This window comes from Chryseobacterium sp. AG363 (genome assembly GCF_003610675.1).
Classification (GTDB): domain Bacteria; phylum Bacteroidota; class Bacteroidia; order Flavobacteriales; family Weeksellaceae; genus Chryseobacterium; species Chryseobacterium cucumeris.
In genome coordinates this window covers 2,539,999-2,553,471 of the sequence record NZ_RAQF01000002.1, presented here as the reverse complement: position 1 = coordinate 2,553,471, position 13,473 = coordinate 2,539,999, and the positions used below count along the sequence as shown (strand labels likewise).

The following is a 13,473-nucleotide window of genomic DNA, read 5'->3' as shown; positions in this document are numbered from 1 at the left end:
AATTATATATATTATGGAGAAAAAGATTTCGTTATCTGCTATTGCGACATTTATTTTACTTGTCATGGTAAGTTTGTCCGCAAATTTGACAGCGCAAAAGGTAAGTCCGACTATTGATTTTTCAGCATATAAAAGACTCAAGGTGAAACCCAGTGAAGCTGACCCTTCAGTAAAGAATTGGGACAGTGCGCATCGTGTAATTTATGACAAGGCCATTAAAAACAATAAAGTGTTGTTATGGCTTACGGGAACCGGAGGATCAACGGATCATGTTCCTCAGAGCTTTTTTAAAACAGCATTGGACCAGGGATACAGAATTATTGCACTCTCTTTTATGAGTGCACCTGGAGTTTCGCAGGTCTGTAAAGGTGATTATTTGAGTCAAAATGTTGACTGTGCTGCTGAGTTTCGTAGGAAACGTATTTATGGTGATAATACTTTTTTGCCTATTCCGGATCAGTATCAGGATGCCATTGTACCTCGCCTGACAAAACTTTTACAGTATTTGTCGAAAAATGATAAAGAGGGTGTCTGGTCTCAATATCTGGATCAGAACACAGGTAAACCTCTTTGGAGCAAAATTGCCATCGCTGGTCAATCCCAGGGTGGAGGAATGGCTGAATTTATTGCCCAGCATGAGTCTGTAGCAAGAATTATCAGCTTTTCTGGTGGCTGGGATTACAGTGATTCTAAAACAAAAAAAATTGCAGGCTGGTACTCTCAAAAACTAGTGACATCACCCCAAAATGTTTTTGCAACCTACCATGTGAAAGAAGCTGCTGCAACAGAGCTAGCGAAAATTTGTAAAGAACTTCATATTCCTGCAGAGAATGTTTTTGCTTTAGATCAGCCTATTAGTCAGCAATCCAATAAGCCTGTTCATGGTAATCCCTACCATACGGAAGGTATTAAAAATCCGGTGTATAAACCGATCTGGATAAAAATGCTTGGTTCAGGGCTATGATTTCTAAAAGATCACATTATGGTTCCGAGTTATAAGTTTAGATATGATAAGAACTCTTCCGTCCGGAAGAGTTTTTTTATTAAAAGATAGGGAGTATTAATCGTTTCACTTTCGGACAATTCAAGGGAAAATTACATACTTGAACGTTGGAAATATTATTCTAATTAATAGTGGATTAAGTATTTAAGTATTACTGTTTTATGAAAATTGATTCATGAATTATGAGAAGTGGTTTTAATTTGTATATTTGATTTTTATTTAGAATAAATAAAAATATAATTTAAGAAAATCATTAATGAATACAATTTTGTCCATCTAATCCAAATTCTCATTAAAAACTATGGAATCACAAAACAAAAGAATCCTTACTCTGGATATAATAAAGGGTATAAGTGTCATCGGAATGATCATTATACATACCTTATTGGTGTATGCCAATGTAAAATCACAATATGAAACAGCTGTCGGCAGTTTTATTGTTTTTCTTGGAAGGGGAACTTCCATTTTTCTGATCTGTATGGGAATTACTTTCATGACTTCCACCCATCAAAGTCTTAAAAGTGCTTTAAAACGAGGTGTTTTATTGGTGTTTGCTGGTCTTTTTATGAACTTTATGAAATTTATGATTCCTGTGATTTTTAATTTTGCTCCCGATAATTTTATGCAAAAATATGGATGGCATGCGCCTATAGAGCAGCAGTATGTATATCTGGTGCAGTTGGGTGATATTTTACAGCTGGCAGGAATGTCTTTATTGTTTGTCGGATTTATCAGAGAATATGTGAAAAATAAATACATTATGCTGGCAATAGGTGTATTCGTTGCATTGATCTCCAGGAAGGTAAGCGGGCTTACTCTTGATTATCCTGTGATCAATTATGTCCTGGATCTTCTTTTCAATACCGATTATCCTGCCTATGTCTATTTTCCTGTTTTCCCATGGATGGCTTTTATCATCATCGGAATGTTTTTTGGAAAATGGTTTAAGGAATTGAACTACGATACGCAACAGATATTTAGAAATATGCTCTATATAGGCTTGTTATTCATTGCTATAGGGGCACCGCTGGTTTTTCTGTATGGAGATTATCATTACAATGGTTTTTATCATATGGGCCCTGGAGGTGTTATTTATTTTGCAGGCTGGACTTTACTGTTTTTATGGTTAATCAATACCATTACTAGCAACGTTAAAGAAAATGGTTTTATGCGTGTCTTAAAATACTGCAGTAAAAACTTAACCTCAATGTATATGATCCAATGGATACTGATCTCATGGGGAAAAGGAATTTTCGGATACAGACAACATGAAATTGGATATGTATCTGTCCTTATCATCTTATATATTATTCTGACCTTTTCAGTACAGACTTTGGTAGATATCATAAGAAAGGAAAAAACATTAATAAATTTCAACCCAATATCACCTGACAAAACAGCTTCGAAATAATAAATCCAACCCTATTTTTTTGAATTATAATAAACCACAGTAAAAAAGTTTTACTGTGGTTTTATGTAGCTATCAGCCTAAAGAATTTCCACTTCTTCCGGTACAATAAAAAGAATAATACAGCCCTGTTCTGACTTCACAGCATGTTTAAAATTTGGAGGAGTGTATAAATAATCACCACTTTCAAGCTGTGCTCCTGCAATCGTTGCATCACCTTCCATAATAAACAATTCTTCTCCTGCAGGATGATTGTGATAAGGATAGCTGGCTCCCGGTTCAAATTTTAAAAGAATACTGGTAGAACGATTTTTTTCAGGATCAAATTTCAAAGATTTTACAAAAATGCCTTCATAATGAATCCCTTTCTCAATTAAAGGCTGCCATTCTTTATGTTCTGTTTTTACGATATAATCGTGGATGTTGGTGTTCATAATATGTAAATTTTAATTGTTATTGATGTAAAAGTTGGTCTAAACTCCATACGTAACGGGGAAAAGTACGCAGAAGAAACGCTCCGGCACTGAATGCGAAGACTGAATAGTCCAGAGGCTCTTTAATTCCAAAAGAAATGCTCATGGCTATTGCGAAAAATAAAGAGAGAATAGAGGCGTACGTTGCTGTTCTTTTTATCTGAAAACCTAAAAGAAGCAGGATTCCGATTGACAGTTCAGCAATGGTAGATAATATTGCAATAATGGCTGCCCAAGATTGTGGTAAAAATGAATTGGTTTCCGCGGTATAATGAACAAAATTTTTCCAGCCGGAAGATTGTGCTCCCCAAAGATTCATTCTGCTTGCCACAGCAGATAAAAATCCGACAGCCAGAGCAATTCTTAATAAAAAAACGGCGGCATCCTGTTGCGTTTTCATACGTATAATTTTTAGGTTTTAATTACAGTACAAAGTTCAGCGAAAGCCGTTGCCTAAAGAATAGACAATTCTGGAAAAAGCATATAATATCTGAGGGAAGAGGGAAGTTAATAAGAGGCTGTTAATTTTTTTTCTTCAGACTGAAACTCCTTTTTTTACATTTCCTTTACCGCTTTCTGATACTCTTTTGGAGAACGTGAGGTATGTTTTTTAAAGAAGTTTGAAAAATAGAAAGGATCATTAAAGCCTAGCTGGTAGGCGATTTCTTTTACGGTAAGTTTTTCGTAGAGTAAAAGTCTTTTGGCTTCGGAGATGGTAAGACTGTAGATCACATTCTGAGCCGTTTTGTTGGTATGAAGTTTTGAAATCTCATTCAGTTTGGCTTCAGTAGTTCCAAGAAGATTTGCAAAATGAGAGACCTGATAATTGTCTTGGAAATGATCTCTTACACTTTCAAGGAATTTTAAAAATAAAGCATCCGGTTTCCAGATTTCATCACCATTGGCAATTTTATTGCGGTTGATTTCCACCAATAGCAATTCAACCATAGAATGCGTAGAGATCAGATACTGGTAAGGCTGTTCCTGAATTTCTTTTTCAATAACATTCAGCGTTTCAGTAAAAAATGAAGGGTTTTGTATAGCAATCATTTCATTCATTCCAAAATGACAGAAAAGTCCGTTGTGGAAAATAAGCTCAATATCATTGTCGCTTTTACAGAAATAATCCAGCGTGAATTCCAGAGCAGTCACTTCTCCTTTCACCGATTTTAACTGATGAAACTGCCCTGAGGTAATCGTTACAACTTGCCCGGCTGCCATGATGAAAATATTTTCATCAATCAGAATTTCTGCATTTCCGGACTGGCACCAGAATAAGGTGTATCTGATGACCCGTCGCGGTTCAGTATATCCTGCCTGGTTGGAGTATTTTCTTATTTCAATCATTTCAGATCTGTTAAAAGGTGAATATCAAATTGATGTAACTGGATGGAACAAAACGGATATTGTAAAAATCCTTTTGATGAAGCTACAACTGTAATTACAGGTACACAGCTCACTCATAATGCTAGCTATAATGATGTATAGAAATAATGAGTGAAAAATAAAACACCTGTAAATTCAGGTGTTTTATTTTTTTATTCTAAAGAATTGTTATATTTCCTTTTATTGTCCTCAATCATTTTTCTATACTCAGGGTTATTAATTTTACCTTGATAGGGGTCATTCATATATTCTTTTCTCTTTGTTATAAATTGATCTTTGGATACAATTAACCCTTTTTTTTGCTCAATGGGTAAACTCGTTTTATTTATTGATATAAGTTCAAAACCTATATAATTATTCACCTCATTGATCTTTAATATTAATCCAGGAAGTCCTCTAAATTTGTATGGACCATCACTTATCGGAATATCATAAGTAAACCAAGCTATAAAATTTTTTCCTCCTGCACTTACAACTGCTTTATTACATTTATAGCCGCCAATAGTAGAAGTGCTTTTATTATCAATTTGCCAGTCAAGTTTATCAGGACTCTCATAGGTGTAATAATTTCTTCCTAAATAATTTGATATATAGGTTTTGTTTTCATCCTTATATACATTATGCTTTACCTTAGATTTTGGAAGAGAGCCGGGATCAACAATATTTCCGGTCTTCATTGCATCTTCCAGTTTTTTCCCAAAACCATCCACTGCAGCCTTATAATTTTCACTATAATATATAGATTTTTTCCCATTAGTGAGTAATACCATAGGCTCATTAATTGTAGATAATTTATCCAAAGTATCTTGTACAAAAGTATATTTATACTTTACTTCGATTTCCGAATAATCTTTTTTTTCTTGACCTCTCACATAGTTAAAACAAAGAAATAACAAAAAAATTCTAAAAAGTGGTTTCATAGGTACTCAAAATATTATAATTAAATAGGCTGTTAAAAGACAGCCCATTATTTTTTTCATTACGTCATTGGATTTTCATAACTGGAATGTCCACAATCTTGATTGTTATACATTTCCCATTCGTTGTAAAGGCAATCACTTGAATCAAATTCAGAATCAAAAACTGTTTGATAAGTAGTTCCACAAATAGTTTTGATAGTCACCAAATACCTTGTAAAGGCTGCAATTTGCTGTTTTTCCTTTTTTGACTCTAATTTGTTAGAAGTGCTTTCTTTAGCACAAACAAGTCCAGCAACCATAAATGCTGAAAGTAATAATACTTTTTTCATAATTATATTTTTTAAATATTTAACAATTTAAATATAAAATTATTTTTCTAATCACCAAATGTGGAAAACCGTAAGGATATTAAAAAGATTTTAAGTCTTGTTTAAAGCTCCTTTAAATACTCTTTAAAATAAAACTATTATCCAACGAAAATTCGGCGGGTATAGTAATATTTTTTATACTTTTGGTTTTGCCGATTATATTGAGCAGATAAATTTTAGTTTGATTTTTTATTATCAATTTTTTCTAACTGCTTTTTAACTGCATTGATATTTTCTTCCGTAAGTTTCCCATAACCCAGCTCTTTGATTTGGTCTAATTGTAATTTTGATATTTCATCTTGCTTATCTTTATTTTTTAATAACTGATCCTGCAGCGAAATATAATACTGGGTAGAGTATACTTCATCTTTTAAAAATTCTGAAATATTTTTATTTTTTCCAACACAGCCTTGAGTATATTTCATAATCAAAGGATTGGCGGAATAAAATGTATAGATATCTAAAAATCTTTTATCATTTCTTTTAAATAGTTCCTGACCAGCATAAACCCTTAAAGAATTGCTTCCATTCATTGCGAAATAATAGAGTTCATCGTTACTGGCTATTTTGGCAACTTTTTTAAATTGATTATAAATTTTGCTTTTTTCACCTCCAACTCCAATATTAGGAGACTCTGCATATGAGACATTGTCTAAAGGCTGTGCCAGTTTTTTTACTGCTTCAGAGACCTGAGCATTAGATATTGTAAGACTAAACGTGAATAGAAAACAGTAGAAATATTTATAGCTCATTATTTATAATAATAATTAAAGTTAAATAAAATAACTGAACGATTAAATACCTAAATTCGTTTAAGTTTTAAATAAAAATTCAAAATGAAATACTCTAAAATTATTATCGTTGCAACCTTGTTACTGTTCCAGTTGGGAGCAGCACAGGAAAATGCAGATGTTGTATTAAATAAAGCTTTCACAGAAGCTAAAGCAGGAAAGAAAAATGTTTTACTGGTGTTCCATGCTTCATGGTGCAAGTGGTGCAAAATGATGGAAAAGAATATGGATCTCCCTGAAACCAAACCTATTTTTGATAAAAGATTTGTCACCGCATATGTAGACGTTCAGGAAAGAGGTGATAAGAAGAGCCTTGAAAATCCAGGCGGGCAGGAACTTATGAATAAATATAAAGGCGGAAATGCGGGGCTTCCTTTCTGGCTGATTCTAAATCCAAAAGGAGAAGTATTGGCAGATTCTTTTGATGCTAAAGGAGAAAATCTGGGATCACCTGCGACACAGGAAGAAGTAGTCACTTTCATTGCCAAGCTGGGGAAAGCCTCAAAACTAAGTAATGAAGAGTCACAGATTATAGAGAAAGTCTTTGTAAAGAAATAAAAATAAAATCCCGGGAATATTACCTGGGATTTATTTTTATAATGAAGGTACATGAAGTTTATTATCTTTCCATATTTCTTTGATGGAATCATTGGTTTCTATTCTTTCTGGAATAAATTTTTTGTCGATTTCATCAAATGCTTTTACATACAATTTAAAATCACCCACATTGAATTTTTCATAATATTCAATGTCTTCATTAGAAAATAGAAGTTCCCAATTTTTTTGTGTTTTCATATGCTTATACAGTTCATAAAATTTAATTTTATTCATAATCTTTCCCCGTATACTGCTTAATGCCATATCCTGAGCCGTGACCACGCATCCCATTTTCTGATAATAGATTAAGGTAAACTTAGAATAATAACGGTATAAATCTACAATCCTTTTGTCATTTCTATCTATAAGAGAAGATATTGCATTGATTCTTATAAAAGTACTTCCGTTAACCGCCAAATAAAACAGTTCATCATTGGTTGCTGTTTTATCAATTTCATTATACATTTCGGATAATTTGGAATACTTGTCTGTATCATAATCCTCTTTAATCGTTAAGTCAAAATATTCTTTATCTATAGGGTCGATAAGTTGTTTTAGCTGGTCGGAAATCTGGGCATTGAATAAGTATAATGAAAACAGAAAGAATAGTGAAAATTTTATTTTCATGGTATGGTTTATCAATGAAAACTTCCTTAATAAGACAGGAAGTTTTTTTAGTTTAATAATTAAGAAATGAGGGGTAACTACAATTATTTATAAGAATATTCAATATTGCTCCATAAAACCTGATCTCCTGTTTTGATCATTTCAGCAGGAGTAGAAAATATATTGACAAAAATATTTTCGTATTGGGTGGTCCCAAAATGAGCGCTTTTAGTAATCAATAGGGCGTCATGATTATCTCGGGGGACTTTTTTAACATATCTGTACGTTCTTTTTAAAGTGAACGAAGAAGTGTCTTTATGGAAATCACCAATGTAAGTTGGCTTATTATTGTTATTCTCTTTGATCATTACAGAATCATTCACCATGGTAAAACTGTAAGTAAAATCTGTAGTTGAGGTTTCTGACAGCAACTTGATAGTCTTGTTTTTAAGATCAAGGCTTATTTTTTCCCAAGCGGGTTCCTGATACAGACTCCAATACTTGTTGAGATAAGATTCATCCGGAGTAGATTTTTCTCCTTTTGCCCCCTGGTACAACACGGTATTTTTTACAGCATAGCTTTTAAATTGAAACTGGTAAACATTTTTATCAACAGGTCTCGGATCATCAATCGTATTGTCATTATTCTCACATGAGATCATCGATAACGACAGCATCGCAATGTAAAATGGGTATTTCATCGGTACTTTTTGCAAAAATAGGCCTTTTACACGGACTTGTGAAATAGAATAGGGTGAAAATTCCCTGTAATAGGCACCAAAAGTAAAAAGACGAAAGAGCAAATGTATGGATTCACCTTTTCGTCTTTTAATTTCATTTATTTTCCAAAATACATCTGATCCTGCTTCTGTTGTTCATTATAAATGATCTGAAAGCTTACAGGCATATATTGGTAAAGAAGTTTCCAATGTTGGATCTTTGCGTGTTTCTTGAAGCTTTCGAAAGATCTTACAAAAAGGTTTTCAATCATGGTTCTTACATAAGAATTCCCGTTTCTGTAGATCCAGTCCATCAGCTTGATGTGATGGGCAATGATATTGATCTTCGATTCCTGCAGCAGGTGCTTCAGATAATTCACGGTAGCCTGCATGATCCCGGCGAAATTGTCCTGTACAGACAGCTGGGTGATTTCATTGCGAAGTGGCGGATAGAAAAATTTTAAGTATTCAACAGCTATTTTTTGATTAATAGTTTGCATTTGTACTTTCATCATAATTAAGAATTTTTCAAACACTTTATATTGCAGCGAAATGTATACCAAAATTTAAAGACAGGCAGCAAAAATAAATACTCCGACGATCACAGCGATGTGAGTGAGTAATATTTCTGCATTGTGCCTGTTAGTAGTGGTTTTCCAGGTTTTCCAGTCTGAAATTCTTCTGATTTTATTTTTCATAATCTATTGATTGTGAGTTATTTTTATTTTTGTTTAATTTAAACACTTTGTAATGAAACGGATAAAAAATGTAACAAAACGGTTATATGCCGTGAGTGTAAATTTGTCTTGAATATACTTTCTGAAGGTTGGCAGAAATGTGACTAAAAATCACTTTTCTGTATTCTTCACTGCAGAAAGCGGTACAATTGTCCAGAGAATAAATAAAAGTAGTTTCAATAGCATTCTTCAGTACCGTGTCTCCGTCAGTATAAATTTTGTCCATTTTTTGTAAACTTCTGAACAGCAGATTTCTGTCATTCTGGCGGATCATATTTTTAATACGTTCCGTAAACGTCCGGATAATGCTGTATGAGTTTTGAATTTTAATTTCTTTTACTTCGTTTTCAAAATCGGGAACCACATCAGTGATTTCCTTTACGGCTTGTAAATAGTTCATCGTATTATATTTTAATGGTGATAGTGTTCGAGCATTTTGATGAAGGCTCCAAAAATGAAAATGGTTAAAAAAGCAAAAAAGAGCATATGATAGGGCTTAAGCCATTTTGGAGTTGCAGGTCCTTTGCTTTTTAACCTTCTGAGCTTGTCGATTCTGTTTAAAGTCTTTAAGTCCATTTTTCTATGTTTTCAAATCATGATGCCAATGGTATTCCGATGAAAATAGAATGTAATTAATATGTTGGTAATTAATAAATTATGATTTTATAGTTGAGTTTTTTAAACAAAAAAGCCTGTCAAAATGATAAGGGTTTTATCAATTTGGAAAAAATAAAAAGACAAAAATTGCTGCTATCACACCTTCTTATTAATCTGAGGACTGATAATTCCCATCCTTTGGAGGGGTGGCGAAAATTCAAAGAATTTTTGACGGGGTGGTTAAAAGAGAGTAGTATAAAATGACATTTTTTAAGTTTCGCAGTAAGGATAAGAATGAATATCTTTGCAGTCCAAATATTCAGAAAATGTTTTCAAAAATAATAGTACACAGAGTCGGAAATAAGATCAACGGAGATTCGCTGACACTTTCCCAGGAGGAATTGAAGCTGGAAGAAGGAATGGCAGAAATGCTTGAAGATTACTTTTTAGGATCCTTCAAATCGGAAGAAACCTTCCATTTTTACAGTGACACTTATCTGGTGAATAATCCGGTTTACAGTGCAGTATCTGAAATTTTTGATGATAAATCCAAGTTTATCTGGGAATCTGAGAATATTGCCAAACATCTTTTCGAGGCTGCTGAGAACCCGAGAGTTCAGAGTGGAGAGCTTTTCATCGTACTTTTCGAAGATGAAAGCGACCGTCCGGACAGAGTGGATAAAATCGGGATTTTTAAAACGGAGAAGAGAGAATCTTTCCTGAAAATCAATCCTGCTGAAGAGACATTTGATATTGAAAAAGACCAGGGTATTGGTTTATCCAAAATTGATAAAGCAGCTTTGATCTACAACAACAATAAAGAAACAGGATATGTACTTTCTGTAGTTGATAACAACAAAAACGGGGATATGTACTACTGGTTCGAAGATTTTCTGAAAGTAAAACAGCGTGATGACGAATATTTCCACACGCAGGAAGCCCTGATGGTGTATAAAGATTATATCACCAAACAACTTCCTCAGGAATTTGAAGTTTCCAAAGCAGACCAGGCAGATTTCCTGAATAAGTCTATCAATTTCTTCAAGGAAAAAGAAGAATTTAAGCTGGATGAATTTGCCAATGAAGTACTGGGTGATGAGCATGTAATTGAAAGTTTTGTGAACTTTAAAACAGATTACGAACAGGATATGCAGGTGAATATTGCCGAGGAATTTCCAATCAGTGAAGCTGCGGTGAAAAAGACACAGAGACACTTTAAAAGTATTATTAAATTAGATAAAAACTTCCATATCTACATCCACGGAGACCGACAAAAAATCGAGATGGGTGAGGATGATAAAGGAAAATATTACAGACTTTATTTCGAAAAAGAGGTATAAAAAGAAATCTCCGGTTCCATAATAATATCATAACTTTATTGCTGATTACAAAATAACAGCTATGAAATTGATGATCATTTTCTGGGGAATTTTTCTCTTTTTTTTCTGCGTTCCTTTTCCGATTTTCATTTATATGATGAGTGAAGAGCTGGCAACAGAACCGAGAAATTCATTAGCGGTGAGCTATGGGTATCTCGGTTTTTCTTTGTTAATATGGGGATATGTGATTATTTTCTTTATCAATAAGCTTTTCATTACAACTTTTAAAGAGAAAAATACGATAAAGTCTATTCTTAGGAACGGAATACCAAGAGAAGCCAAAATCATTGATTATAAACTCCTCAAATACATTGCTAAGAAAAACATGAACCTCATTCAGGTTACGCTTTCATTTCCTAATCTCAGCAATACGGTGATAGAACATAAAACGATGTTTCATGATTCTAAACCATACAAAAAAAGATTTGACGCAGGAAACAAAGTAAAAGTACTGCTGAATCCTCAGGCATCAAAGGAGCCTTACTTTATTTTAAGCGATCAGAAAGTGGGATTCAATACATCAGGAATGATTTTAAGAATTGTATTTCTTGTATTATTGATTGCTTATGTTATTGGCTTATACTCTTATTTCTATTGGAGAGAATCCTTTGATTTCGGCTGGAGGTTTCTGACATTCATGCATCCAATTCTTTTCAGCGGGGTGATGACCATTATGTATGTCTTGGTTTTTCAGTTGATTTTTGGCAGGCTTTTAAAAAATACAAAAGAAGAACGCATTCTTTTTTCAGGAAGAAATGCTGAAGCCAATATCATCAGTGTAAGTGAGACAGGTCTTCTTGTTAATAATCAGCCACAAATCATGTTTCAGGTAAGTTTTAAAGATTTCAGAGGAACTGAACATATTGCGGTATATAAGAAAATTGTCAGCTTTCTAAAGCTCTCTTCCATTCCTAAACAGGGAACTATTGAGATTATGTATGATGAGGATGATCCGAAGAAGATTATGATTCCCAGAGGAGTTTAGGGAGTAAAAAGGCGAAATAGCAAAAAGGCAAAACCACTAAATCTGATAATATGACATCAGAAAAATTACATATTTTCAGACTTTAGATGTAAAGTCTCTGTTTGACATTGACTATTTAACATATAAAAAAATATCCAAATGAATTTTTTTTAATGAATGCATTTTGTTTAAGTAACAGGATAAAAATCAATTTAATTTTATACGGAAATTTTTAAGTAAAAAATATGTTTGTATCAGATAAACAATTACTTAACATAATGAAAAATATCCTTCATATGTGAATTAGTTGTATATATTTGATACTTACTAAAAACATATTTATGAAAAAATTTAAAAAAATGACTCGTGAAGATCTTAAAACTGTAAAAGGAGGTGTTAAACAAGTTTGGATTGCAGAATTTTGTGGCCAGACTGCTACTACAACTCAAGATTGGACTGCAGAACAAGCAAATCAATGGCTTGCTAATCTTGAAGCAAATTACTGTAATTAATATTTGTTTCATATTAATTATTGCACTTATGGCTTTATTATGTTATAAGTGCATTTTTTTTGCAATCAAAAATAATTCTATGTATTACTATAAAAAATTATTTCAATTATTAGCCTTATTTTTTAGTGTCTTATTTTTTTCTCAATTACATAAAAAAGATAGTCTGCGTGGTGAATTTACCTATTTATTAAAAGCTAAATTGAATACATCAACTCCTGATTATAGACATGAAGAATTTTTTTCATTACAGATAGGCGATGAACGTGCTTTTTTTGCGAGTATTCAGTCACTGAAAAGAGATTCTGTATTCCAAGCACTTCCAATAAAAACTTTAGAAAATGGAGCAAAACTGTTAAGTTCGAAGGGAATGTCTATCCCAAAAACAAAATTTTCCTTTACTATAATACAATCAAATGAAAATATACAGTATTTTAACTTAGTTGGAATGTCAATACTTACCTATAAAGAACCGATCATTAAAAATTGGAATTTGAGTAATGATACAAAAATAATAAACACAATTAATTGTAAAAAAGCGGAAGTTACCTTTAAGGGGAGAAATTGGATCGCTTGGTACTCTCCCGAAATTCCATTACCCTATGGGCCATATAAATTTAGCGGATTGCCTGGATTGATTGTTAAAATAACAGATGATAAAGGAGAATATGATTTTGAGCTAGTAAAGTCTACACCTGCATTTAAATTAAAAGGTAAATTAATAAAGATAAACGAAAATAGATATAATGAAGCTTTTGAAACGACTCGACCGAAATTTGAAAAAGCGTTAAAAGATGCTAATGCAAATTTAATTGGTGTACTTCAAAGCTCTGAAACCACTATTATACAAGGTCAAGAAATGATAAGACAAAGACAAAAAGAACGAGAAGAAAACAAAAAATATGAAAACCCGATAGAATTAGAAAAAGATTAGTAATGGCTGATCTTTTTTCATTTGCTAATATCTATTCGTTTTTTTGCCTTATTCATTATCTTTGTTTTCTTAGCTAAATCAT

Annotated in this window: 18 protein-coding genes; 7 read left to right on the top strand and 11 right to left on the bottom strand. The window is 32.8% G+C overall.

Annotation, left to right across the window (positions count from 1 at the left end):
• Nucleotides 1–13: 13 nt before the first annotated feature.
• Both DEU39_RS11580 and DEU39_RS11575 read left to right on the top strand, forming a co-directional pair.
• Complete coding sequence (locus tag DEU39_RS11580; protein WP_120232023.1) at nt 14–964, top strand: BPSS1187 family protein; 951 nt, start codon at nt 14–16, stop codon at nt 962–964.
• 340 nt (nt 965–1,304) lie between these two features.
• Complete coding sequence (locus DEU39_RS11575) at nt 1,305–2,414, top strand: heparan-alpha-glucosaminide N-acetyltransferase domain-containing protein (RefSeq protein ID WP_120232022.1); 1,110 nt, start codon at nt 1,305–1,307, stop codon at nt 2,412–2,414.
• Nucleotides 2,415–2,491: 77 nt separating this feature from the next.
• Here the strand turns inward: DEU39_RS11575 and DEU39_RS11570 are convergent, their stop codons facing one another.
• The 6 genes from DEU39_RS11570 to DEU39_RS11545 form a co-directional block, all read right to left on the bottom strand.
• Nucleotides 2,492–2,845 carry a cupin domain-containing protein gene (locus DEU39_RS11570; RefSeq protein ID WP_120232021.1) on the bottom strand — a complete coding sequence of 118 codons (354 nt, stop codon included), beginning with the start codon at nt 2,843–2,845 and terminating at the stop codon, nt 2,492–2,494.
• Nucleotides 2,846–2,864: 19 nt separating this feature from the next.
• Nucleotides 2,865–3,284, bottom strand: coding sequence for a DoxX family membrane protein (locus DEU39_RS11565; RefSeq protein WP_120232020.1), 420 nt, complete (start codon nt 3,282–3,284; stop codon nt 2,865–2,867).
• Between the two features lie 155 nt (nt 3,285–3,439).
• Nucleotides 3,440–4,231, bottom strand: a complete 792-nt coding sequence (locus DEU39_RS11560; protein WP_120232019.1) for an AraC family transcriptional regulator — start codon at nt 4,229–4,231, stop codon at nt 3,440–3,442.
• A gap of 191 nt (nt 4,232–4,422) precedes the next feature.
• Complete coding sequence (locus DEU39_RS11555; protein ID WP_120232018.1) at nt 4,423–5,190, bottom strand: GLPGLI family protein; 768 nt, start codon at nt 5,188–5,190, stop codon at nt 4,423–4,425.
• Nucleotides 5,191–5,249: 59 nt separating this feature from the next.
• Nucleotides 5,250–5,519 carry a hypothetical protein gene (locus DEU39_RS11550; RefSeq protein ID WP_114822606.1) on the bottom strand — a complete coding sequence of 90 codons (270 nt, stop codon included), beginning with the start codon at nt 5,517–5,519 and terminating at the stop codon, nt 5,250–5,252.
• Nucleotides 5,520–5,734: 215 nt separating this feature from the next.
• Nucleotides 5,735–6,310 carry a hypothetical protein gene (locus tag DEU39_RS11545; protein ID WP_120232017.1) on the bottom strand — a complete coding sequence of 192 codons (576 nt, stop codon included), beginning with the start codon at nt 6,308–6,310 and terminating at the stop codon, nt 5,735–5,737.
• 84 nt (nt 6,311–6,394) lie between these two features.
• Between DEU39_RS11545 and DEU39_RS11540 the strand changes: the two genes are divergently transcribed.
• Nucleotides 6,395–6,907 (top strand): thioredoxin family protein, encoded by a 513-nt coding sequence (locus DEU39_RS11540; RefSeq protein WP_120232016.1) that lies wholly within the window; start codon nt 6,395–6,397, stop codon nt 6,905–6,907.
• Nucleotides 6,908–6,943: 36 nt separating this feature from the next.
• Here the strand turns inward: DEU39_RS11540 and DEU39_RS11535 are convergent, their stop codons facing one another.
• The 5 genes from DEU39_RS11535 to DEU39_RS11520 all read right to left on the bottom strand — a co-directional run bounded on the left by DEU39_RS11535 (nt 6,944) and on the right by DEU39_RS11520 (nt 9,408).
• Nucleotides 6,944–7,573, bottom strand: a complete 630-nt coding sequence (locus DEU39_RS11535) for a hypothetical protein (protein ID WP_120232015.1) — start codon at nt 7,571–7,573, stop codon at nt 6,944–6,946.
• Between the two features lie 83 nt (nt 7,574–7,656).
• Nucleotides 7,657–8,253: a hypothetical protein gene (locus tag DEU39_RS11530; RefSeq protein WP_147367585.1), complete on the bottom strand. Its 597-nt coding sequence runs from the start codon at nt 8,251–8,253 to the stop codon at nt 7,657–7,659.
• 137 nt (nt 8,254–8,390) lie between these two features.
• The gene (locus DEU39_RS11525; RefSeq protein ID WP_062674152.1) at nt 8,391–8,786 is read right to left on the bottom strand and encodes a hypothetical protein; all 396 of its coding nucleotides are present in this window, start codon (nt 8,784–8,786) and stop codon (nt 8,391–8,393) included.
• Between the two features lie 51 nt (nt 8,787–8,837).
• Nucleotides 8,838–8,969, bottom strand: coding sequence for a hypothetical protein (locus DEU39_RS24775; RefSeq protein WP_262486817.1), 132 nt, complete (start codon nt 8,967–8,969; stop codon nt 8,838–8,840).
• Between the two features lie 82 nt (nt 8,970–9,051).
• Entirely contained in the window at nt 9,052–9,408 is a 357-nt protein-coding gene (locus DEU39_RS11520) for a hypothetical protein (protein WP_062674154.1), read from the bottom strand.
• 523 nt (nt 9,409–9,931) lie between these two features.
• On the opposite strand from DEU39_RS11520, the gene DEU39_RS11510 reads away from it, so the two are divergent.
• The 4 genes from DEU39_RS11510 (at nt 9,932) to DEU39_RS11500 (ending at nt 13,391) form a co-directional block, all read left to right on the top strand.
• Nucleotides 9,932–10,945: a nucleoid-associated protein gene (locus DEU39_RS11510; protein WP_062674158.1), complete on the top strand. Its 1,014-nt coding sequence runs from the start codon at nt 9,932–9,934 to the stop codon at nt 10,943–10,945.
• 61 nt (nt 10,946–11,006) lie between these two features.
• Nucleotides 11,007–11,969, top strand: a complete 963-nt coding sequence (locus DEU39_RS11505; RefSeq protein ID WP_120232013.1) for a hypothetical protein — start codon at nt 11,007–11,009, stop codon at nt 11,967–11,969.
• Between the two features lie 320 nt (nt 11,970–12,289).
• Nucleotides 12,290–12,460, top strand: coding sequence for a bacteriocin-like protein (locus DEU39_RS24400; protein WP_183037405.1), 171 nt, complete (start codon nt 12,290–12,292; stop codon nt 12,458–12,460).
• Nucleotides 12,461–12,539: 79 nt separating this feature from the next.
• Complete coding sequence (locus DEU39_RS11500) at nt 12,540–13,391, top strand: GLPGLI family protein (protein ID WP_120232012.1); 852 nt, start codon at nt 12,540–12,542, stop codon at nt 13,389–13,391.
• Nucleotides 13,392–13,473: the final 82 nt, after the last annotated feature.